Below are 22,387 nucleotides of genomic sequence, written 5' to 3'. Positions count from 1 at the left end.
CCAAGGACGTCCGAAGGGGGATCACTCAACCGGAAGCCTAGGAAGCAAAGCCGCGCGATCCAATGCGCCAACATTGCGATGACCTGCCACTTCGTTGCGTCTTCACCCCGTCCTGCGGCACTTCGTTGCGCGCCCCCGTCCAGCCCCGCGAACGTCGAGAACCTGCGTCCACCAAACGGCCCTGCCGTCCGCCACCGGATACCACCCCCACGCGTCAGCGCACCCCGCGACGATCGCCATGCCCCGGTGCCCTTCATCGGTGTCGGACGCGTCCATGACCCGGGGCAGCCCCGGCTCGGGGTCGGTCACGTCCACCCGCAACCGCCCGTCCATCACCCGAACCCGCACCTTGACGACCCCGCCCTTACCCCGCCCATGCCGCGAGCCGCTGTATCGGCAGGTGGCCGCTGAAATAGAGCGACGCATCGACGAAGGCGTCTACCAACCTGGACGGTGCCTGCCGAGTTCGGCCGCCCTTTCCGACGAGTTCGGAGTATCGCGTCGGACGGCGGTCGAAGCATTGGGCGTCCTGCGTGAGAAAGGCGTCGTCCGAGGCGTGGTCGGTCGCGGGACATTCGTCGTGGACCCGGCAGAACGTCCTCGAACGGGGTAAGGGAAGTACGACCTGAAGTCCCTGCTCCGTGCGGCGCGGAAAGGGCCTTCGGTCATCCCGGGCGGGTACTCGTACCCCCCCGAGCCCTCTTCCGGACGATGGGGACGATGACGGTGAAGCGTCGCGCCGCACTCCAGTTGATGGCCGCCCTGGGCGCCGGGGCCGCCGTCCCCCATCGGGAGCCTTGGAGGAGATCCTCTCCGGCATCGACCGCGTGACCGATCATGACGTGGACGTGGCCGTGGATGTGGGCGAGTGGGAACAAGCCGTCCACGATTACGGTCAGCAGCTCATGGTTCGCCCGGCTGGTGCGTTGATCGGCGGCCTGACGGCCGACATCATCGCCGTCGGGCGGCTGCTCGAAACAAGCACGAGAGCTACCGGCAGCGCGACAACTACGAGCCTTGACGTCCGCCTGAGCCTGTCCAAGCGCCGCACCGCCGAGCCAAGAAGGCATGCCGGGCGGCCTCCGGCGATCCGGTTTGCGGGCCGCTCTATCGCTCCCGAGTGCGCACCGGCTCACGAATGGTCAGGATCGATCTTCTCCCGGCATTCTTTCGGCATGCCGGTCTGCTCGGTGCACTCCTCGATCTGTTCTTCCTTGGACGGCACCTCCTGGTCGCTTCGAGTCGGTTCCGGCTCCTCCGTCGGCTCCTCCGGTTCCACGTCCTCGGGCGGCTCCGGCTCCTCCACGGAGTCGTCGATGCCGTCGTTGTCCCGATCCCGCTCCGGCGGGACCGGGGCCACCGTGCCCACACCGTCCGGCCCGTACTCCTCGATACAGCTCTGCCGGACGCTCCCGCCCGCGGGATGCTTGCACTCTTCCGGAAGCGGCCGGTCATCGGTGTCCTGCGGCGTAGGGGGAGGCGCCTGAGTCGTCGGCTTCTGTGACTTCGGCGAATCCGGCTTCGTTGAACTCTTCACTGGCGTCCTGGACGGCTTGGACGGGGCATCGGGGTCCTCCGACCCGCACGCCCCTGCACCGCTCGCGATAAGCGCGACGGTCACCGCGATCGCCGCAACCCGATTACTTCTCATCTCGCCCCCGAACGATCGTGCTGCCCACTCGACGCTGTCGAGCGGGACGCGCGGTCACGGACGCTCGACCCGCCTGACACCACCAGCGCCTGCGGTCTTCTAGCGGCTCCGGTTCAGGCGCCCGAGGTATGCGCTGGCCGTGTCCGGCCTGGTCGAAGGCTCTCTGCCAGGAGGAACTACCCAATAATGAGGTCTTTCTGGGGCCGTAGCGGAGTTTGGTGGCCGGGTGCGGGCGCGGGGGGCTTGTTGGTGGCTTGGGCCGGTGTGGTGCCGACCGGGTTCGGAAGGCAAGGGATGGGCCTGGCACGTGCGCTGGCGGATGCATCGGACGTGGGTGTGCTTGCTGAAGCACGTGGTCATGGGCCGTCAGGGCGGGGACGCACAGGTGGGGGCCGCGCCCGTGTCGGCGGAGCGACTGGGGGCGGTGTGTCGAGCAGGCAGCCGTGAACCAAAGCCGGCGCGGCAGGTCACCAGGTGTGTGCAGCCGGGCCCGGCCCGCGCCGCTGGGGCGGGTCGGGCGGGGCGTGGTTGCGTCCACGGAGGTGGTGTATGAGTTTGACCTGGTCAGAGGGCGTGGCGTCGTGACGTGAGACGGCCATCGCGTGATCCTTCGAATCGACCAAGATCAGAAGGAGAGGAACGCGATGGCCGCCGACAACAGTGTGGACCCCGTGAGCTGGTTTGCCGAGCAGATCGGGGCGTGTGAGCCGGATCTGCTGCGGTCGATGGTCAAGACGATGGCCGAGGCGCTCATGAGCGCGGAGGCCGATGCGGTGTGCGGCGCCGACTACGGGCAACGCTCGGACGAGCGGGTCAATCGCCGCAACGGCTACCGGGTCCGGGACTGGGACACCCGCGCCGGCACCGTGGAGTTGGCGATCCCCAAGCTGCGGTCGGGGTCCTACTTCCCCGAGTGGCTGCTGGAGCGGCGTCGCCGGGCCGAGCAGGCCCTGGTGTCGGTGGTCGCCACCTCCTATCTCCTGGGGGTGTCGACGCGGCGGGTGGACAAGCTGGTGGAGCAGATGGGCATCAAGGGCATCTCCAAAAGCCAGGTCTCGGAGATGTCGAAGGTGCTGGACGCGCAGGTCGCGGCGTTCCGCAACCGTCCTTTGGAGGGCGGGCCGTATGCGTTCGTGTGGGTGGACGCCCTGACGCAGAAGGTCCGCGAGGGCGGCCGGATCGTGAACGTGCACGTGCTGGTGGCCACCGGGGTCAACGCCGACGGGCACCGCGAGATCCTGGGGATCGAGGTGACCTCGGCCGAGGACGGAGCCGGCTGGCTGGCGTTCCTGCGCGGGCTGGTCGCCCGCGGCCTGTCGGGGGTGCAGTTGGTGATCTCCGACGCCCACGCCGGCCTGGTCGAGGCCATCGGCTCCACCTTGCCCGGGGCGTGCTGGCAGCGGTGCCGGACGCACTACCTGCGCAACCTGCTGACCCGCGTCCCCAAGTCGGCGCAGCCGTGGGTGGCCACGCTGGTGCGGACCATCTTCGACCAGCCCGCCGCCGAGGAGGTCCATGCCCAGCACGCACGGGTCGTCGCCTCGCTGGAGGCCAAGCATCCCGAGGCGGCCGAGCACCTGGACGCCGCCCGCGAGGATCTGCTGGCCTTCACCGGCTTCCCGCGCCAGCTCTGGCGGCAGATCTGGTCGAATAATCCCCAGGAGCGGCTGAACAAGGAGATTCGCCGGCGCACTGATGTGGTCGGGATCTTTCCCGACCGTGCCGCGATCGTCCGCCTCGTCGGCGCCGTGCTGATGGAGCAGACCGACGAGTGGGCCGAGGCCCGCCGCTACATGGGCCTGGAGTTCCTGGCCAAAGCCCGCCTTCGAGTAGTCGAGGGCAACACACCCGACCCCGAGATCGACCAGCGAGAACTCACCGCTTAACCTGCAGAAACAGGATCACGCGAAGATCAACTCATACACCACTCCGCTGGACGTGACCTCGGGCGTGGGCGTCGGTCTGTTGATCAGGCGGCCTGGGGCCATGTGGGTGGTGGGCGTCTCAGCTTGTGGAGAGGCCCGGCCCCGGGTGGGTGGAGGCGGTAGGTGTAGCGGCCGTCCTGCGCCTTGGTGATATGGAGCCGATCGGGGTTGCTGTGTTTGTACCGGTTGTGCCACCCGCAAGCCAGTGCAAGCTTGTCGATGTCGGTGGGGCTGTGGCCGAGGGCCCAGCCGTGGACGTGGTCGACCTCGCACAGCGTCCCGGGCACCTCGCACCCCTGCACCGCACACGTCGCATACAGGGTTTCCAGGACTTGGCGTTGGGCGCCGGTGGCGAATCGCACCCGGTGACCGAGGTAGAGCGGGGTGTTCCCCTGGCCGAGGAGGAGGGGTGAGACTCCGGCCGCTAGTGCGATACGGCGGGCTTGGGCGGCGGGGATGGGGGTGCCGTCGGTGAGGCGGGCGGGGGTGGTGGCGCCGGTGAGGGTGTCCAGGTCGCAGATCACGGTGACGCGGGTGGCCTTGTGCCCGCCGGACAGGACCGAGGTCAGTGCGGCGGCGGTGCGTTCGGACAGGTCGCGGTGGTCGTCGGTCCCGGCGGGCTTGGCCAGCGGCCCCAGGGTGCCGTCCCAGATCGCGGCGTCCTCAGCGTTCAGCCAGCCCTTGATGTAGCGGCCACCATCCAACGACCGGGTCGAGTCGATCCACGACCGCTCATACCCACGCGCCACATCCTCCGGAATCTGCTCACGCCCGTCGCGTTCGGCGATCACCTCACGGATCCGCTTGCCGAAGGAGGCGACCTTCCCGGCCGAGAATCCTTGGTCGACCATGCCCAGCAGGATGTTCTCAGCGACCGGGCAGTCATGGTCGTCCAGGCGGGCGGTGGCTTCGGCGATGGTGGCGGCGTACCCGGTCGACAGTTCACCTGCGGTCCACCGGTCGGTGACCTCCGTGAGGCGGTGCCGCTGGCGGGCCAGCGTGAGGCGTTCTTTGGCGCGGGTTTCGCGCATGCCCATACGGGACCGCAGCCAGGAGCGGGTTGAGGGGAAACCCCACCGCTGGACCTCCCGGGCGCCGTCCACCACGCCGACGTATCCGGCCAGCGCGGCCTCTTGCAGATCGGTGGCGGCGGCGAGTCCTTCGGCCAGTTCCAGGCAGGTGGCCGGGGAGTCGGGGGCGGTGCGGGAGGCGAGTTCAGCGGCGATCACAGAGGCCGCGTTCACCAATTCAATGGTGGACGCGGCATCAAGATCGACCGGAATTGAACTCATGCTCCTATGATATCCGGCCGGGCGCTGGTTTGTGCTTCGAGCCGGAATTCGACCACGATTCTTTTCGTGATTCATGATCGCCGTCCGGGGTTACCTTGTATGCCTCATTTCGGGCATTTTGATTGCATCTGTCTTGTGGATTGTGGAGCGCGTGTTGTGCGTTCCCGCAGGGGGGGATCGGGCAAAGGGCGGCCGGAGCGGGCGGTGACTCGACAAAGCGCCGCTGTCATTGGATGGACGTGCAGGTCATCGCCGGATTCTGGCGGGTCGGACCTCTGGACATCGGGGGCGATGCTCGCTCGCGCGTCAGGCTCCGAGGCGGCGAACGCAAACGCCCAGCTCAAGGATGCTTAAGAACTGGCGAGTTCTCCGCAACTCTGCGGCAGCCCCAGCCAGGCCGGCCAATTCGGCAAGGCCATCGCCGTCCAACAGCACTACGAGGCCACCCCCGAATGATATGCAACCCCGCTGATCTGCGGCTGTTCGGGCTGACGTCCGGGGAACGCTCGCCGGAGTCGGCGTAGAAGCCCGGAACGAACCGGTGCCGAGGCACGGCCTCCACCGCCTCGTGCCAGGCCCGGTCGTCGAGTGCGAGCCGTCCGGCAAGCTGCGGCTCGCAGCCGTACGGGATCTCGGGGCGTCATGACCTCACCCATTCTGCAGAAGTTCCGCGAAGGCGTCCGCGGTGGAGTCGGATGCGGGCAGGAATCCCCACTGGCCATTGGGATTGCATTCAATGAAGACCGGGTCCTCGGTGTCGTCAACCGCGAAGTCGAAACAGCCGAACGCCAGGCCGAAGCGGTCGAGGTAGGCGTGGAGACGGGCCACGAACCGCGCGGGCAGGTCGATCGGCGTGTAAGCCAGTTGGGCCCAGTCGCCGGTCCGCCAGTCGAGGAGCGGGGCCGCTGTCTCGATGCGGGAGGCGAAGACGCGGCGGCCGACCGCGGTGATCCGCACGTCGCCAGTCTTCTCCCCCCGCCTTGGGGAGACGGGCGCTCATTCGCGTCCACTCCTCACGGGGCCTGGCTCGGGCTTCGTGTCATCAGTTCTCCTTTGTGCCGCTGGCGATCGTTGCTACTCATCGAAGCCGGGCGGTCACGTGCAGGCAAGGTGGCAATGGGGACACGGTGAGGGCTCTAGGGCGGACGCGGGATTGGGGTGTGTGCGCAGGGTAGGCAGAGGAACACCGGCGGGCGGGATTCGCGCGTGCGGTGCCGTGGGGACTTCGGGATGGGGGAGAGGTGCTCGACTCGGTCACGTCGTGGTTGGGCGGTCTGTCCGGGCCGGTCGTGTACGGGGTCGTCGGCGGGCTGGTGTTCTGCGAGGACGCCCTGTTCTTCGGCTTCGTGCTGCCCGGCGAGACCGCCGTCGTCCTCGGCGGGGTCATCGCCGGCCAGCACCGGGTCTCGATCGTCTGGCTGTGCGCGGTGGTGGTCGTCGCGGCGATCGTCGGGGACTTCGTCGGCTACATGATCGGCCGCCGGGTCGGCCCGGCGATCCTGGACACGCGCATGCTCCGCCCCCACCGCGACCATGTGGACAAGGCCCGCGACCTGATCCAGCGCCGGGGCGGCGTGGCCGTGTTCCTCGGGCGGTTCATCGCGTTCTTCCGCGCGATCATGCCCGCGCTGGCGGGGATGTCGCGGATGCCCCGCCACGTGTTCCTGCTGTTCAACGCCGCCGGCGGCCTCCTGTGGGGGGTGGGCTTCACGCTGCTCGGCTACTTCGCCGGCAACGCCTACACCCGCATCGAGCATGAGGCCGGACGCGTCGTCGCGATCGTGGTCGCGTGTGTGGTCGTCGCAGGCGTCATCGTCTGGCGCGTCCGCCGGAGGCGCGGGCGTTAGGTGTCTTGCGAGCGCAGGCCGTTCAGTAGGCGGTCCAATGCTTGTTCTGTTTGCGCCTGTGCCTGCGGGGACGGTGAGCGGGCCAGCCATAGGGCTGCCTCGTTCATGGCGCCTGACAGCAATCTGGCCAGTGGCTCCACTGGCTGGTCGGTGATGATTCCGGCTTTTGCGAGGCCCTCAAGGGCCTCGGTGAGGTGGCGGGCTGAGGAGTCTTCGTCCATGGCTCGCCATTCGTCCCAGCCGAGGACGGCCGGCGCGTCCATCAGCACGATGCGGCGCACCACTGGGTCGCGTCCGGCGGCCAGGAAGGCTCGGCAGCCTGCCCGCAACTGCTCCCAGGGGTCGGCGTGCTGGTCGGCGGCGGCCGCGACGCGTTCGCCGAGTTCCTGCTGCACCTCGGCGACCACGGCCCGGAAGAGGCCCGCCTTGCTGTCGAAGTGGTGGTAGGCCGCGCCCTTGGTGACGCCTACCGCCTGCGCCACCTCGGCCAGGACCACGTCGTGGTAGCCGTCGGCGGCGAACCTGCGGCGTCCCTCGGCCAGCAGCGCTCGTCGTGTCGCGGCTCGCTGTTCGGCCCTCGTGACGGGCATCGTCGGTCCATCCCCTCTTTCGCATACCCGGGGTATGTTACCGTCCATCTTGCATACCCTGGGTATGTGAAATCGACCTACGGATGGAGACCGATGAACGTCCAGCTCGGGAGCTTCTACCCCGTGATCGCCACCCGCGATGTCGCCGCGTCGCGGCGGTTCTACGTGCAGCATTTCGGGTTCGAGGTGACCTTCGAGGCCGACTGGTACGTCAGCCTCCGCCGCCCGGACGCCCCGCACTACGAACTCGCCCTGCTCGACCACACCCACCCGACCATCCCCGAGGGGCACCGCACGCCCCTCCAGGGTGGGCTTCTGCTCAACTTCGAGGTCGATGACGTCGATGCCGAGCACCGCAGGCTGGTGGGAGGAGAGGGGCTGGTCGAGCTTCTCTCCCTGCGGACGGAGGAGTTCGGGCAGCGCCACTTCATCGTCGCGGCGCCCGACGGCGTCATGATCGATGTGATCACCGTCGTCCCGGCGACCGGGGAGTATGCCGAGCAGTACGTGCAGGGCGGCGCGGGAACCTAGGCTACGGGCCTGTTCCGAGGGCGGTCAGTTGCAGGCGCAGGGCCAGGCGCGTTTGGCGGGACGACAGGTCGAGCGGCGTCACCTCGGCCATGCGGCGCAGGCGGTAGCGCAGGGTGTTCGGGTGGACGGACAGGGCCTCCGCCGTCCCCTTCGGGTCGCCGTAGTGGTCCAGCCAGGCGGCGAGGGTCGCGAGCAAGGCGGTGCCGTGCTTCTCGTCGTGGCGGAGCAGGGCGGGCAGGGGGCTGCCCAGGAGGCCCTCCTCGACGCGGGTCGCCTTGCGGGCGCGTTCGACGACGACCGCGTCCCAGACGTCCTCCAGGAGGAGCAGGCCGGGGGTGAGGCGGCCGGACGTGATGAGGGCGTCGAGTTCGGCGGCCTCGGCGCGGGAGCGGGGGAGGTCGACGGAGGAGCGGGCCGGGCCGCCCGCCGCCGCGTACAGGGTGCGGTCGTGGGCTCGGACCTCGGTGAGGACGTCGCGCAGCCACGGCGTCGACCCCGCCTCGCCCCGGGCGCGGGGCGGGTCGGTGAGGAGGGCGTACAGGGCGCCGTCCACGTCGGCGAGGAGGGGGCGGTGCCAGCCGAAGCGGTGGGTGATGGCCTCCCACAGGTCGAGGCGGCGGCGGAGGTCCTCGCCGCCGCCCAGGATCACGGCCCGGTACGGCAGGTCCGCCGGGACGGGGGCGCCGTCGCGGAGCGCGGTGCGCAGCTGGTCGGCGGACACGCGGCGCGCCACGCCCGCCTCGGCGCGCAGGCGCAGGAGGTGCAGGGCCACGACGGACGCCAGGTCGGTGAGGCGCCGGACGCGGTCCTGCGGGACGGGCGTGCGCGCGACCACCCAGATCGAGCCGAGCCACTCGCCTCCGGCGCGCACCGGGATGACGAGGCGGGGCAGCATGTCGTCCGGCCCGGCGGGGACGAGGATCGGGTCGGCGGAGCGGGCCAGTTTCCGGAACACCCCGCAGGCGCGGAGGTGGGCGATGACCTGCGCCGGGACGCGGCGTCCGACGATCGTGGAGACGCGGGCCGGGTCGGTGGTGTCCTGGCGGCCGGAGTAGGCGAGGACGCGGGACTGGGCGTCCTCCAGGGTGACGGGCGCGTCGGCGATCTCGGCGGCGGTGTCGGCCAGGGCGAACAGGTCGTCGGGGATGCCGGACGGCTGCGGCGCGTAGGCGCGGTCGATGGCGCCGCGCACCAGCCAGATGACGTGCGTCCAGGACGTGTCGGGCTGGAGTTCGATCAGGGCGGGCTTCAGGCCGGCGGCGGCTTCGACGATCTCCGGTGCGGCGGGTGCCTTGAGGACGACGCCCTCCGCGCCGGCGGCGTCCGCCCGTTCGAGGAGCGCCACGGCCTCGGCCGGGTCGGACACGCCCACGGCGAGGACGATCTCGCCGGGCTGCCCCGCCGGCTCGCCCGGCTCCGCCAGCACCACGTCGTGGACCTGCCCGCCGCGCCCCGGCGTCAGCAGCCGGAGCAGCCCCAGCGAGTCGACGAGGTCGGCCACGTCGAGCTTCACCATGCGTCCATTGTGCCGTTCGCACGGTGAGCCCTGACGGGATTGGCCGATCGCGACAGAGACGACGGCTTCAGCGCGGCGCACTATCGAAGTGTCACGCGTATGAGCGAGGAGAGGAGTCGCCATGGCTCTCGACGCACCGCCGCGCCGAGTCGCCGTCGTGGGCGCCGGCATGGTCGGGCTGTCCACCGCCTGGTTCCTTCAGGAGCACGGCGCCGATGTCACCGTGTTCGACCGCCGGGACGTCGCCGCGGGCGCGTCCTGGGGCAACGCCGGCTGGCTGACGCCCGGCCTGGCGACCCCGCTGCCGGAGCCGGCCGTCCTCTCCTACGGTGTGCGGGCGGTGCTCAGCCCGTCCTCACCGGTCTACGTCCCGCCGAGCGCGAACCCGCGCCTGCTGCGCTTCCTCGCCGGGTTCGCCCGCAACAGCACGGCCGCCCGGTGGCGCCGCGCGATGGAGTCGCTCGTGCCGATCAACGGCCGGGCGCTGCCGAGCTTCGACGCGCTGCTGGACGGCGGCGTCAAGGCGCGGACGAACGAGGCCGGGTCCTTCCTCGCCGCGTACCGGACGGCGGCCGAGCGCCGCGTCCTGCTGGAGGAGATCGAGCACATCCGCGCGGCCGGCCAGGAACTGGAGTACGAGGCCGTGACCGGCGACCAGGCCCGCGCCCTGGAACCCGCCCTGTCGGACGAGATCGGCGCCGCGATCGTGCTGCGCGGCCAGCGGTTCATCAACCCGGGCGCGTTCGTGCACGCGCTCGCCGACTCCGTCCGCGACCGGGGCGGCAAGATCCGCACCGGCGCGGCCGTCACGGAGATCGGGCACCAGCGGGGCAGCGTCTCCGTCCGCACCACGGGCAGCGACTCCGAGCGGTTCGACACGGTGGTGCTCGCGAGCGGCGTGTGGCTCGGCGACCTCGCCCGGCAGTTCGGCGTGCGGTCCCTCGTCCAGGCGGGCCGCGGCTACAGCTTCAGCGTGCCGATGGACCGCGTCCCGGACGGCCCCGTCTACTTCCCCGCCCAGCGCGTCGCCTGCACGCCGCTCGGCGACCGGCTCCGCGTCGCCGGGATGATGGAGTTCCGCACCCCGGAGGCGCCGCTCGACCAGCGCCGGATCAAGGCGATCGTCGAGGCCGCCCGCCCCCTCCTGCGCGGCGCCGACCTCGGCGACCGGCAGGACGAGTGGGTCGGCTCCCGCCCCTGCACCCGCGACGGCCTCCCGCTGATCGGCGCGACCCGCTCGCCGCGCGTCTTCGCCGCCGGCGGACACGGCATGTGGGGCATCACGCTCGGCCCGGCGACCGGCCGCCTGCTCGCCGAGCAGATCACCACAGGTCGGCGGCCGGTCGAGCTGGACCCGTTCGACCCGCTCCGCTGACGACTGGGGGATATTGCCGGTTTCGTCCGGGACGGCACGCTACCGTCACGGGGTGATCTAGACACCCCGTGACGGGAGGGACGCGATGGACCGGACGACGATGCCGCTGACCCGCGCCCAGCGCGTCCTGGCCGCCGTCGGCGGCGTCTTCTTCGCGGGCCTCGCCGGACTCGGCGGATACGGCTCGTTCGCGTCCGTCCGGGACGTGGCCGAGCCCTGGTTCGGCGACGAGGCGTGGATCGTCCCGGCCGGAGTCGACCTGGGCATCCTCGCCCTGGTCTCCGTCGCGCTGCTCCTGGAGTGGCTGGCCATGCCCATGCCGGCCCTGCGCTGGATGGCGTTCGCGTTCACCGCCGCGACCGTCTGGCTCAACGTCTCCGCCGCGCACGGCGACGTCACGGGCATGGTCATGCACGCCGCCATGCCCGTCCTGTTCATCACGTTCATCGAGGCCGTCCGGCACGCCATCCGCCGCCGCGCCGGGATCGCCGCGGGCACCGTCCGCGAAGGCGTGCCCGTCGCCCGCTGGCTGCTGGCGCCGTTCTCCACGTTCCGCCTGTGGCGCCGCATGGTTTTGTGGCAGATCACGTCCTACCCCGACGCCCTCCAGGCCGAGCAGCGCCGCCGCCACGCCCACGCCTTGCTGGACGACCACTACGGCCGCAAGTGGAAGTCGAAGGCCCCGGCGGACGTCGTCTGGATGCTCAAGGACGGCGTCATGCTCGACCAGGCCCTCACCCGCGTCACCACCCTCACGGCCCCACCGGAGCCTGAGCCCGAGCCGACGCCGGCACCGACACCGACGCCGGCGCCGCCGAAGCAGAAGAAGGCGAGCGTCCCGCGCAGCGTGGCGACCGACAACGAGGCCCGCGCCCTCGCCATCATCGACGCCGAACCCGGCATCACCGGCGCCGAACTCGGCCGCCGCCTCAACATCAGCTCCCGCCAGGGCCAACGCCTCCTGAGCCGCCTCTCCAGCCCGGCCCCCACGTCCTGACGAGTCACACTTCCCTCCCGAAATCCGTCTATGGGGAAACGGAAGGGGAAACCATGGCCACCTACGACTGGACCGCCATGTACGTCATGCACGACGCGCTGCGCCGGGAGCTGGAGCAGCTCACCAAGGTCGCCGCCCGGCCGGACGACGAGGCGCGCCGCATCCTCGCAGAAGCACCGGGCTGGGACTTGTTCAAGACGGCCCTGCACGTCCACCACACCGCCGAAGACGAAGCCCTGTGGCCGCCCATGCGCGAAGCCCTCGCCGACCGTCCGGAGGGTCTCGCCCTGATGGACGCGATGGAGGCCGAACACGCCACCATCGACCCCGTCATCGACGCGATCGACACCGGCACCGAACCCCTGGGCCCCCTCGCCGACCGCCTGGCGACCGCCCTCACCGCCCACCTGAGGCACGAGGAGGAGGCGGCACTCCCGCTGATCGACGAGACCCTGCCGCCCGAGCACTACGCGAACTTCGGCCAGGTGCACGGCGCGAAACTCGGCCCCAACGGCCCCCGCGTCATCCCGTGGCTCCTGGACGGCGCGGACCCGGACCTCGCCGCCAAGATGCTGGCCTTCCTCCCGGACCAGGCCCGCACCGCCTACGAAACCGTCTGGCGCCCCGCCCACGCCGCCCTCGACCTCTGGAACGTCACCTAGTTCTGCGACTTGCAGGTGGTGCCGTCGGCCTTGACGTTGGAGTGGTTCGGATACTTCCAGCGGCAGAGGGCGGTGAGGGTGACCGTCGTGCGTCCGGGGGCGCCGTAGCAGGAGTAGTCGCCGCCGTACTCGCGTACCGCACCGGCGTATCCCCGGGACCGGCAGTACCCGGTGCCGTCGCTCGCCGAGATGGTCCCCAGCGTCTTCGGCCCGGCAGGCGCCTTCTCCTCACCACCGCCTGACGGCTCGGACGGCTTGCCGGACGGCCGAGGCGTACGACTGCCCGAGCCTGTCGAAGGCGCCGCGCCGCTCTCCGGCGCCTTCGACGTCGCGGACGACGGCCCGGCTTCACGGCTCGCGGACTCGCTCGGGCTCGCCGGAGGCCCGGTCGTCCCGGTGGCGGGGACCCCGGAGGACGTCGCGGTCTCCGGGGTCTCGGCCGCCTCGGACGTCCGGCCCTCCCCATCGGACGGTAGCAGCACGTAGCCGCCGCCCAGCGCCACGACGAACGCCGCGACGGCCACCCCGATCAGAAGCGCGCGCCGACGCCCTTTCCCACTGCGGCCCGCATCCGAAGCGGAGTCCTGGACAGTGTCCGGAGCAGCGGAGACCGCAGGCTCGGCGCCGCCCTCCCAGGCAGGTGAGGGCAGGTCACGCAGCCGCTCGCCCACGTCCGCCGCGGTGGGACGCTTGGCCGGGTCCTTGGCCAGGCACTCGCGGACGATCGCGGCGAACGGCGCCCGCAGGCCCCCGAGGTCCGGTTCGTCCTCCAGGATCGCCCGCATCACCGCCGGGATCGAACCGCCGTCGAAGGCCCGCCTGCCGGTGGCGGCGAAGACCATGGTCGCGCCCCAGGCGAACATGTCGGCGGCGGGGCCGGTCTCGTCCTCCCGGATCTGCTCGGGCGCCATGTAGCCGGGGGTGCCGACGGCCTGGCTGGTGATGATCGACTGGTTGAGGTCGAGGGCGCGGGCGATGCCGAAGTCGATGACGACCGGCCCGTCCGGCCCGAGCAGGACGTTGCCCGGCTTGAAGTCGCGGTGGACGACCTCGGCCCGGTGGATCGCGGCCAGCGCCGTCACCGTGTTGACCGCCAGCCGCTCCAGCGCCGCCCCGGTACGCGGGCCGGTGTCGCGCACCGACGCCTGGAGGGACGGGCCGTCCACGAACTCGCTGACGATGTAGGGCCGGCCGTCGACGACACCGCTGTCGAGCACCTGCGCGGTGCAGAACGGCGCCACCCGCTCGGCGATCTGCATCTCGCGGACGAACCGCGTCCGCGCCACCTCGTTGCCGAACAGATGCGGATGCAGCAGCTTGACCGCCACGGGCGCGCCGTCGGCCGAGCGGCCGACGTAGACCGTCCCCTGCCCGCCGGCGCCCAGCCGATCCTCAAGCCGATAGGGGCCGACCGAGTCCGGATCCGTGGGCAGCAGGCCCCTCCGCTCGCCCACGACCCCTCCTCACACATCCCCCGGACCGGTGATCATATCGACTCGGGAACGCGGAGATTTCGTGCTCGCCGAAGCCGACGGCGGACGGCGGACGGCCGGGGCGTGTTCGCCTCGTGGGGGAGGCGAACACGCCGGGTGGGGGTCAGAGGTTGATCATGTGGCCGGCGAGGCCGTGGACGGCCTCCTTCATCGCCTCGCCCAGGGTGGGGTGGGCGTGGACGTTGCGGGCCACCTCGTTGACCGTGAGGTCCCACTGCTGGGCCAGGGTCAGTTCGGGGAGGAGTTCGGTGACCTCGGGGCCGATCATGTGGGCGCCGAGGATCTCGCCGTACTTGGCGTCGCTGATCACCTTGACGAAGCCGTCGCCCTCGCCCATGCCGAGGGCCTTGCCGTTGGCGCTGTAGGGGAACTTCGCGGTCTTGACGTCGAAGCCCTGCTCCTTGGCCTGGGCCTCGGTGTAGCCGAAGCTCGCGACCTGCGGCTGGCAGTAGGTCGCGCGGGGGATCATGATGTACTCGAGTTCCATCGTCTCGGCGTCCGCGATGGTCTCGGCGGCGACGATGCCCATGGCCTCGGCGGCGTGCGCGAGCATCAGCTTCGCGGTGACGTCGCCGATCGCGTAGATGTGCGGGACGGACGTGCGGCAGCGGCCGTCCACGTCGATCGCGCCGCGCTCGGTGAGGGCCACGCCGGTCTTCTCCAGGCCGTAGCCCTCCACGTTCGGCTGGAAGCCGATCGCCTGGAGGACCTTGTCGGTCTCGATGACCTGCTGGGCGCCGTCCTTGCCGGTGACGGTGACCTTGACCTTCTCGCCGGAGTCGTCGATCGCGTCCACGCGGGTGGAGGTGAGGACGTCCACGCCGAGCTTGCGGTAGCGCTTGGCGAGCTCCTTGGAGACGTCGGCGTCCTCGTTCGGGACCATCCGGTCGAGGAACTCGACGATCGTGACCTTCACCCCGTAGTTGTGCAGCACGTAGGCGAACTCGACGCCGATCGCGCCCGCGCCGGCGATGACGATGCTGTCCGGCAGCTCGGAGCTGAGGATCTGCTCCTCGTAGGTGACGACCCGCTCCGACAGCGACGTGCCCGGCAGCAGCTTGGTGTGGGCGCCCGCCGCGATGATGCAGTTGTCGAACGTCACCGTCTCCGACGAGCCGTCCGCGCGGGCGACCTGCAGGGTGTTCGGGTCGGTGAACGTGCCCCGTCCGTCATAGGACGTGATCTTGTTCTTCTTCATCAGGAACTGGACGCCCTTGACGAGCTTGTCCGACACCTGCCGGCTGCGCTGGAACGCGACGCCGTAGTCGAAGGACACGCTGCCCTCGACGTTGATCCCGAAGGTCTCCTGCTCCTTGGTGAAGATGTGCGCCAGCTCCGCGTTGCGCAGCAGCGCCTTCGACGGGATGCAGCCGACGTTGAGGCACACCCCGCCCCAGTATTTCTCCTCGATGATCGCCGTCTTCAGCCCGAGCTGTGCCGACCGGATCGCGGCGACATATCCACCCGGGCCCGCGCCGAGGACCACGACGTCAAAGTGTTCGCTCATATACATGGACGATATTCGCCGCGACCATGTGTTCGCATCCCGGCGCGAGCCGCCCGCCGCCGCAGCGACCGACGTCACTGTGTTCCCGGAGGATGCGTCTGCCTTCAGGCCGGAGAGGAATCCGGCCGTCATGCATGACCTTAGAGTGGCAATATGATTACGTAGCGTTGATTGAAGGTTGGTGCTCGTGACGGCGGCAGACGGTGGGGGTAGCGCCCGGTACGGGTACCGGTTGCGGTTGTCGTCGGCCGCTGAGCGTGCGCTTCTGGCCGAGTGGGATCGGTGTCGATGGGTGTGGAATGAGTGTGTGTCCCGGTCCCGGGCCGCACACGCGGCGGGTGAGGCGTGCGGTCCGGCGCGGCTGGACAGGATGCTGACCGGATGGCGCGCCGAGCAGCGGTGGCTGGGCGCGGGCGCGTCAGTGCCCCAGCAGCAGACCGTCCGCGACTTCGGCAAGTCGCGGGCCAGGGCGTTGGCCGACATCAAGGCGGGGCTGCCGGTCGGACGGCGGGCCGGGATGCCGCGTCTGAAGAAGAGGGGCGTGGCCCGTCCGACGCTGAACTACACACGACGCGGGTTCCGACTCAAGGACGACCGCCTGCATCTGGCGTGCGGCGTCGCGGCGGTGGTGGTGTGGTCGCGCCGCCTGCCCGGGATCCCGTCCTCGGTGCGGATCCACCGCGACTGCCTGGGGCACTGGTACGCCTCGTTCGTGGTGCTCGCGCGGGTGGAGCCGCTGGCGCCCACCGGTCGCGTCCTCGGCGTGGACTGGGGTGTGGCCGAGACCGCGACCACGACCAGTGATGAACACGACCTGCCCCATGCCGGTCACGGGAAGAAGGGCGCCGCGCGGCTGGCGCGCTATCAGCGGCAGATGGCCCGGCGCCGCGCCCCAAAGGGCAAGTCGCAGTCCAAGGGATACCGCATGGCACGGCGGCGGGCGGCCAAGGCGCACACCAAGGCCGCGCGGCAGCGCCAGGACGACGCCCGCAAATGGGCCAAGAAAGTGATGCGCGATCACGACGTGGTCGCGGTGGAGGACTTCCACCCTAAGTTCCTGGCCCGCTCGACGATGGCGCGCAAGTCGGCCGACGCTGCGATCGGCGCCGCCAAGAGGGCCTTGATCGAGATGGGTCGCAAACACTGCCGGGACGTCCGTCTGGTGGACCCGGCTTACACCACCATGGACTGCGGACAGTGCGGTGCGAGAGCCAAGCACCGCCTGCCGCTGTCGGAGCGTGTCTACACTTGCACCGCGTGCGGGACGTCCCGGCCCAGGGACAAGAACTCCGCGCGCGTGATGCTGGTCCGGGCGGGTCTGGACCCGGACGGTGCCGATGGCGCAAGACCTCCCGCCCCGCCGGGGCGGGAGGCGGCCTGAGCCGTGAATCCCCGCACATCTCGTGGCGGGAGGGGGCTGAACAATCCCTTCCCTTCAGTGAGGGGAGCAGTCAAGTACAGTTGGGGTTTCGGACGGCCTTCCTGCGGTCAGCATCTCGCGGAGGCGCGTCCGGTGCAGGAGAGCGGCGCGCCGGTGCGGGTGCGCGCCCGGACCGTCCCGGCCGCGGTGCCCGGCGGTGCATCCGAACAGCGGCGTCGCGGGGCCGGTGAACCGCCGCGCGCCGGCGCCGCCCGAGCCGAGTGGAGGAGTCGCCGAGTGAGGATCCCCAAGCGCGTCAACACCGTCCTCGACTGGATGGAGGAGCACTTCGTCGCGCTTGCCGTGGTCGTCGCGCTGGTCGCCGTCGCGCTGGTGGCCACGCTCGCGCCGCCCGCGGTCGGCCTCCCCGTCGCCGGGTTCATCCTCGGCGCGGCGGCGGGCGGGTTCCTCGTGCACGTCCGGCTGAGCCGCCGCATCGCGCGGGCCCGCTCGGACGTCGACAACCTGCTCCGCGAGAACGGCATGCTGCGGCACCGCAACAACGTCCTCGCCAGCGGCGTGATCACCCGGGAGTCGGTGGAGACGCAGGCGCTCGTGTCGATCCCCGAGGACGACCTCCTGCTGGACGAGCCGGCGGGCGCGGACCGCACCGCCACCCTCGACGAGTTGCTCGACGGCGACCCGGGGCGCACCGACGAACTGCCCGGCGAGGTCGCGGACCAGCCCACCACGGCGCTGCCCGCGCTGCCCGACGACGAGGACGAGGACGAGGACACCCGCCCGGCGAAGCCGAAGGCGTCCAAGGGCGCCGCGGGCAGGTCCGGGAAGGCGTGACGGCGCCGCTCCGGCGAGTGGCCGCGGCGTGACCCGGCGTTAGCTTCGCCGATCATCGGGCAGAGGTAGCGCGTGAACGACGACGCTGAGCGCACCGGGGCGGCGGACGGGCCGGCGGACGACGGGGCGAGCCTGCCGGCGGACCGGGGCGGCACCGGCGCCGTCCACAAGGCCGTGATCGCGTCCGCGATGGGGAACTGCATCGAGTGGTTCGACTTCGGCGTGTTCAGCGCCGGGGTGATGACGGCGATCATCGGCACGAAGTTCTTCCCGGAGGAGGCGGCGGGCAGCGCGTCGCTGCGCTCGTTCGCGCTGATCGCGGCGGCGTTCCTGGCCCGCCCGTTCGGCGGGCTGTTCTTCGGTCCGATGGGCGACAAGCTCGGCCGCAAGCGGGTGCTGGCCGCGACGATCATCCTGATGTCGGGCTCGACGTTCGTGATCGGGATCCTGCCGGACTACAACACGATCGGGATCGCCGCGCCGCTGGCACTGCTGGCCGTCCGGCTGATCCAGGGCTTCTCGACGGGCGGCGAGTACGGCGGCGCCGCCACGATGATCGCCGAGTACGCGCCGACGCACCGGCGCGGGTTCTTCGGCAGCTTCCTGGAGTTCGGCACGCTGACCGGCTACATCCTCGGCGCCGGCCTGGTGTTCATCATGGACCTGGCGCTCAGCGAGAGCGCCATGCACAGCTGGGGCTGGCGCATCCCGTTCCTGGTGGCGCTGCCGCTCGGCCTCGTCGGGCTCTACGTCCGGACGAGGATCGAGGACACCCCGACCTTCCAGGCCATGGAGCAGGAGGGCAAGAAGGCCCAGTCGCCGCTCAAGGAGACGCTGGAGCACTACTGGCGCGTCATCGCGATGCTGATCGGCATCGTGTTCCTGCTGAACGTCGCGGACTACACGCTGCTGACGTTCATGCCCTCGTACCTCGTCGACTTCCTGGACATGAACGACGACACGGCGCAGCTCATCACGATCGGCGTGGAGTTCGCGATGATGGCCGTGATCCTGCCGCTCGGGCACCTGTCCGACCTCATCGGACGAAAACCCCTGCTGATGACGGCGGCGATCGGCTACCTCCTGCTGGCGTACCCGGCGTTCGCGCTCATGCAGACCGAGAACAAGCTCGGCGTCGCGGCCGGGTACGCGATCGTCGGCGGGCTGCTGGTGCTGATGCTGGCGGTGATCGGCGCGACGTTCCCGGCGATGTTCCCCACGAAGGTGCGGTACGGGGCGTTCGCGATCGGCTACAACATCTCGACGTCGCTGTTCGGCGGGACGGCGGCGGTGCTGGTCGGGTCGCTGATCGACGTGACGGGCTCCAACTACGTCCCGGCGTACTACCTGATGATCGCGGCGGCGGTGGCGCTGGTGCCGATCATGAAGATCCCGGAGACGGCGGGGGTGCCGATCGAGAAGGCCGGGAACGAGCGCGCCCCGGAACCGGCGGGTTCCGGGGCGGCGTGAAGGCCGGGTGCGCGGCCGCTCAGCGGGCGCGGCGGAAGTGCCGGCGGGCCCAGCCCGCCAGCGAACCCGCGATCACCAGTGCGGTGCCCGTCTCGATGGCCAGTGCTGTCCAGACTGCGGTCACTGGGAGCCTCCCCTCCGGTTCGCCAGACCCGTCCTGACCGGGCCTGTTGTGCTCGTTCCGTACAACACCAGGATGCGGTAGGTCTTTCCTTGCCAAGGCCGACAAATCGGGTGATCTGCCTCACGTGGCACCGCGCTGACCTGGGGCGAAACCCCACTGGACGGTAAAAACCACTGGTCGTCCGCTTGGCCTCGGCGCACGCCGGTGCGGCGCCGGATTCGGGCAGTGGCGTGTGGGTGCGAGTTGTGTGGCGATCCGGCAATCCGATGGCTCATTGCGATGTAACAATTACGTTCAGTAGCGTCACCGTTGGCCGGAAGACGGCTCATCATGACGGACCTTCGACGAATCGGTGGTGTGGACGTGACGGAACAGCAGCAGGACCAGTTGAGCCTCGGTACCGCGGCGGCACGGAATCTGGCGACCACGACCAAGTCCGTCCCGCAGATGCAGGGCATCACCTCCAGGTGGCTCCTGAAGCTGCTGCCCTGGGTCCAGGCGGCCGGCGGCGCCTACCGCGTCAACCGGCGCCTCACCTACACCCTCGGCGACGGCCGGGTCACGTTCGTGACCACCGGCGCCGACGTCCGGGTCATCCCCCGCGAGCTGGGCGAGCTGCCTCCGCTGCGCGGCTACGACGACGACCTGACGCTGGACGCCATCGCCGGCCGGTTCACCCAGCAGGAGTACGAGCCCGGCGACGTCATCGTGGAGCGCGGCCGCCCGGTCGACCGCGTCATCCTGGTGGCGCACGGCAAGCTCAGCAAGATCGGGGCCGGCGAGTACGGCGCCGACGCCGCCCTCGGCACCCTCGCCGACGGCGACTTCTTCGGCGAGCGGGCCCTGCTCGCGCCTGACGAGGGCGAGGAGCAGCCGACCTGGGAGCACACGGTCAAGGCCGTGACCGCGTGCACCGTCCTCAGCATGAGCGACGCCGACTTCCAGGAGACCCTCGGCCAGTCCGCGTCCCTCCAGGCCCATCTGGACGAGTACCGGGCGAGCCCCGACCGGCCGAGCAACGCGCACGGCGAGGCGGCCATCGAGGTGGCGTCCGGGCACGAGGGCGAGCCGGTCCTGCCCGGGACGTTCGTCGACTACGAGGCGTCCCCGCGCGAGTACGAGCTGAGCGTCGCGCAGACCGTGCTGCGCGTCCACACCCGCGTGGCCGACCTCTACAACGAGCCGATGGACCAGGTCGAGCAGCAGCTCCGGCTGACCATCGAGGCGCTGCGCGAGCGCCAGGAGAACGAGCTCATCAACAACCGCGACTTCGGGCTCCTGCACAACGCCGACCTGTCCCAGCGCATCCACACCCGCTCGGGCCCGCCCACGCCGGACGACATGGACGACCTGCTCACCCTCGTCTGGAAGGAACCCGCGTTCTTCCTCGCGCACCCGAAGGCGATCGCCGCGTTCGGCCGCGAGTGCAGCGCGCGCGGCGTCTACCCCGGCAGCGTCGACGTCGGCGGCAGCAAGGTCCCCGGCTGGCGCGGCGTGCCGATCTTCCCGTGCAACAAGATCCCGGTGAGCAGGACCAAGACCAGCTCGATCCTGCTGATGCGGACCGGCGAGGCCGCGCAGGGCGTCGTCGGGCTCCACCAGGTGGGCCTGCCGGACGAGTACCAGCCGGGGCTGTCCGTCCGGTACATGGGGATCGACGAGAAGGCGCTCATCAACTACCTGGTCAGCGCCTACTACTCGGCCGCCGTCCTCGTTCCGGACGCGCTCGGCATGCTGGAGTCCGTCGAGATCGCGCACGGCGGTGCCGGCGCGTGACGGAGCCGACCACCGACAGCGGCCCGGCCGGCGCGGCCGGGTCCACCGGGGCGCGGCTCGCGCTCGGCACGCAGGCCGCCCGCAACCTCGCGACGACGACCAAGTCCGTCCCGCAGATGCAGGGCATCACCCCGCGGTGGCTGCTCCGGCTGCTGCCGTGGGTGCGGGCCGACGCGGGCACCTACCGGGTGAACCGGCGGCTCACCTACCAGCTCGGCGACGGGATCGTCACGTTCGTCAACGACGGCGCCGCCGTCCGCGTGGTCCCGCCGGAGCTGGCCGAGCTGCCGCCGCTGCGCGACCTGGGCGACCCGGAGGTGCTGGACGGCCTCGCCGCGCGGTTCGAGCAGCACGAGTACGCGCCCGGCGAGACGATCGCGGCGGCCGGCCGGCCGCTCGACGGCGTCCACCTGATCGCGCACGGCAAGGTCGAGGAGGCCGGTCCCGGCAAGTACGGCGGCGAGGCCCGGGTCGGCATCCTCGCCGACGGCCGGTTCTTCGGCGACCGCGCCCTGCTCGGCGTCGACGAGGAGTGGCCGCACACCTTCCGCGCGCTGACCCCGGCCATCGTGCTGACGCTGCCCCGCGCGGCGGTCGAGGAGCTGACCGAGCGGTCCGAGGCCCTCCGCACCCACCTGGAGGAGTACCGCGACGCGCCGCCACCGCCGCAGACCCGGCACGGCGAGGCGGCGATCGAGGTGGCGTCCGGGCACGACGGCGAACCCGTCCTGCCCGCCACGTTCGCCGACTACGAGGCCTCGCCGCGCGAGTACGGGCTGAGCCTCGCCCAGACGAGGCTGCGCGTCCACGCCCGCGTCGCCGACCTCTACAACGGGCCGATGGACCAGGTCGAGCAGCAGCTCCGGCTCACCATCGAGGAGCTGCGCGAGCGCCAGGAGCACGAGCTCATCAACAACCGCGACTTCGGGCTGCTGCACAACGCCGACCTGCGGCAGCGCCTGCAGACCAGCGGGGGCCCGCCGACCCCCGCCGACATGGACGAGCTGCTGTCGCGGCGGCGCAAGTCCCGCTTCTTCCTCGCCCACCCCAAGACGATCGCCGCGTTCGGCCGCGAGTGCACCCGGCGCGGGGTGTACCCGTCCTGCGCGGAGGTCGAGGGACGCCGCGTCCAGGCGTGGCGCGGCGTCCCCATCTACCCGTGCGACAAGATCCCGATCACCCCGGCCGGGACCAGCTCGATCCTGGTGCTGCGCACCGGCGAGGAGGACCAGGGCGTCATTGGGCTGCGCCGCACCGGGCTGCCGGACGAGGTGGAGCCGGGCCTGTCGGTCCGGTTCGCCGGCATCGGCGACCGGGCGCTGCTGACGTACCTGGTCAGCACCTACTACTCGGCCGCCGTGCTGGTCCCGGACGCGCTCGGCGTCCTGGAGAACGTCGAGATCGCCCGCTGAGCGC

Annotated in this window: 19 protein-coding genes; 12 read left to right on the top strand and 7 right to left on the bottom strand. The window is 70.8% G+C overall.

Annotated features, from left to right (window positions below; translation table 11 throughout):
* The first annotated feature begins 238 nt into the window (after positions 1 to 238).
* A complete protein-coding gene (locus tag HUT06_RS35000) occupies positions 239 to 613 on the top strand; it encodes a winged helix-turn-helix domain-containing protein (protein ID WP_368406997.1) in 375 nt (124 codons plus the stop codon).
* A gap of 519 nt (positions 614 to 1,132) precedes the next feature.
* On the opposite strand, the gene HUT06_RS34995 is transcribed toward HUT06_RS35000, so the two are convergent.
* Positions 1,133 to 1,621, bottom strand: coding sequence for a hypothetical protein (locus HUT06_RS34995; RefSeq protein ID WP_176199629.1), 489 nt, complete (start codon positions 1,619 to 1,621; stop codon positions 1,133 to 1,135).
* Positions 1,622 to 2,295: 674 nt separating this feature from the next.
* Between HUT06_RS34995 and HUT06_RS34990 the strand changes: the two genes are divergently transcribed.
* Positions 2,296 to 3,537, top strand: coding sequence for an IS256 family transposase (locus tag HUT06_RS34990; RefSeq protein ID WP_176199628.1), 1,242 nt, complete (start codon positions 2,296 to 2,298; stop codon positions 3,535 to 3,537).
* 83 nt (positions 3,538 to 3,620) lie between these two features.
* On the opposite strand, the gene HUT06_RS34985 is transcribed toward HUT06_RS34990, so the two are convergent.
* Positions 3,621 to 4,868, bottom strand: coding sequence for an HNH endonuclease signature motif containing protein (locus HUT06_RS34985; RefSeq protein WP_176199627.1), 1,248 nt, complete (start codon positions 4,866 to 4,868; stop codon positions 3,621 to 3,623).
* A gap of 648 nt (positions 4,869 to 5,516) precedes the next feature.
* Positions 5,517 to 5,825, bottom strand: a complete 309-nt coding sequence (locus tag HUT06_RS34980) for a hypothetical protein (protein ID WP_176199626.1) — start codon at positions 5,823 to 5,825, stop codon at positions 5,517 to 5,519.
* Positions 5,826 to 6,109: 284 nt separating this feature from the next.
* Here HUT06_RS34980 and HUT06_RS34975 point away from each other — a divergent pair, with 284 nt between their 5' ends.
* Positions 6,110 to 6,715, top strand: a complete 606-nt coding sequence (locus tag HUT06_RS34975) for a DedA family protein (protein WP_176199625.1) — start codon at positions 6,110 to 6,112, stop codon at positions 6,713 to 6,715.
* Here HUT06_RS34975 and HUT06_RS34970 read toward each other — a convergent pair.
* Positions 6,712 to 7,305, bottom strand: a complete 594-nt coding sequence (locus HUT06_RS34970; RefSeq protein ID WP_176199624.1) for a TetR/AcrR family transcriptional regulator — start codon at positions 7,303 to 7,305, stop codon at positions 6,712 to 6,714. The two genes, HUT06_RS34975 and HUT06_RS34970, sit on opposite strands and share 4 nt — an antisense overlap.
* A 93-nt stretch (positions 7,306 to 7,398) precedes the next feature.
* On the opposite strand from HUT06_RS34970, the gene HUT06_RS34965 reads away from it, so the two are divergent.
* Positions 7,399 to 7,836, top strand: coding sequence for a VOC family protein (locus HUT06_RS34965; protein ID WP_176199623.1), 438 nt, complete (start codon positions 7,399 to 7,401; stop codon positions 7,834 to 7,836).
* Between the two features lies 1 nt (position 7,837).
* Here HUT06_RS34965 and HUT06_RS34960 read toward each other — a convergent pair whose 3' ends face one another.
* Entirely contained in the window at positions 7,838 to 9,352 is a 1,515-nt protein-coding gene (locus HUT06_RS34960; protein ID WP_176199622.1) for a helix-turn-helix domain-containing protein, read from the bottom strand.
* Positions 9,353 to 9,473: 121 nt separating this feature from the next.
* Here HUT06_RS34960 and HUT06_RS34955 point away from each other — a divergent pair, with 121 nt between their 5' ends.
* The 3 genes from HUT06_RS34955 to HUT06_RS34945 all read left to right on the top strand — a co-directional run bounded on the left by HUT06_RS34955 (position 9,474) and on the right by HUT06_RS34945 (position 12,386).
* Complete coding sequence (locus HUT06_RS34955; RefSeq protein ID WP_176199621.1) at positions 9,474 to 10,727, top strand: FAD-binding oxidoreductase; 1,254 nt, start codon at positions 9,474 to 9,476, stop codon at positions 10,725 to 10,727.
* A gap of 85 nt (positions 10,728 to 10,812) precedes the next feature.
* The gene (locus tag HUT06_RS34950) at positions 10,813 to 11,724 is read left to right on the top strand and encodes a DUF2637 domain-containing protein (protein WP_176199620.1); all 912 of its coding nucleotides are present in this window, start codon (positions 10,813 to 10,815) and stop codon (positions 11,722 to 11,724) included.
* A gap of 53 nt (positions 11,725 to 11,777) precedes the next feature.
* Positions 11,778 to 12,386 (top strand): hemerythrin domain-containing protein, encoded by a 609-nt coding sequence (locus HUT06_RS34945; RefSeq protein ID WP_176199619.1) that lies wholly within the window; start codon positions 11,778 to 11,780, stop codon positions 12,384 to 12,386.
* On the opposite strand, the gene HUT06_RS34940 is transcribed toward HUT06_RS34945, so the two are convergent.
* Both HUT06_RS34940 and lpdA read right to left on the bottom strand, forming a co-directional pair.
* Positions 12,383 to 13,840 carry a serine/threonine-protein kinase gene (locus HUT06_RS34940; protein WP_176199618.1) on the bottom strand — a complete coding sequence of 486 codons (1,458 nt, stop codon included), beginning with the start codon at positions 13,838 to 13,840 and terminating at the stop codon, positions 12,383 to 12,385. The two genes, HUT06_RS34945 and HUT06_RS34940, sit on opposite strands and share 4 nt — an antisense overlap.
* 142 nt (positions 13,841 to 13,982) lie before the next feature.
* Complete coding sequence (gene lpdA, locus HUT06_RS34935) at positions 13,983 to 15,386, bottom strand: dihydrolipoyl dehydrogenase (protein WP_176199617.1); 1,404 nt, start codon at positions 15,384 to 15,386, stop codon at positions 13,983 to 13,985.
* Positions 15,387 to 15,567: 181 nt separating this feature from the next.
* Between lpdA and HUT06_RS34930 the strand changes: the two genes are divergently transcribed.
* The 5 genes from HUT06_RS34930 (at position 15,568) to HUT06_RS34910 (ending at position 22,383) form a co-directional block, all read left to right on the top strand.
* Positions 15,568 to 16,767, top strand: coding sequence for an RNA-guided endonuclease InsQ/TnpB family protein (locus HUT06_RS34930; RefSeq protein WP_368407043.1), 1,200 nt, complete (start codon positions 15,568 to 15,570; stop codon positions 16,765 to 16,767).
* Between the two features lie 276 nt (positions 16,768 to 17,043).
* On the top strand, positions 17,044 to 17,601 hold the full coding sequence (locus HUT06_RS34925; RefSeq protein WP_176199615.1) for a hypothetical protein: 558 nt from the start codon (positions 17,044 to 17,046) through the stop codon (positions 17,599 to 17,601).
* A gap of 72 nt (positions 17,602 to 17,673) precedes the next feature.
* Entirely contained in the window at positions 17,674 to 19,071 is a 1,398-nt protein-coding gene (locus HUT06_RS34920) for an MFS transporter (RefSeq protein ID WP_254715542.1), read from the top strand.
* 454 nt (positions 19,072 to 19,525) lie between these two features.
* Positions 19,526 to 20,971: a family 2B encapsulin nanocompartment shell protein gene (locus HUT06_RS34915; RefSeq protein WP_176199614.1), complete on the top strand. Its 1,446-nt coding sequence runs from the start codon at positions 19,526 to 19,528 to the stop codon at positions 20,969 to 20,971.
* Positions 20,968 to 22,383, top strand: a complete 1,416-nt coding sequence (locus tag HUT06_RS34910) for a family 2B encapsulin nanocompartment shell protein (protein WP_254715541.1) — start codon at positions 20,968 to 20,970, stop codon at positions 22,381 to 22,383. Before HUT06_RS34915 ends, HUT06_RS34910 begins: the two co-directional genes overlap by 4 nt.
* Positions 22,384 to 22,387 lie beyond the last annotated feature (4 nt).

The organism is Actinomadura sp. NAK00032 (assembly GCF_013364275.1).
In the GTDB taxonomy this organism is placed as follows: domain Bacteria; phylum Actinomycetota; class Actinomycetes; order Streptosporangiales; family Streptosporangiaceae; genus Spirillospora.
This window is presented reverse-complemented; position numbering and strand designations above follow the sequence as displayed.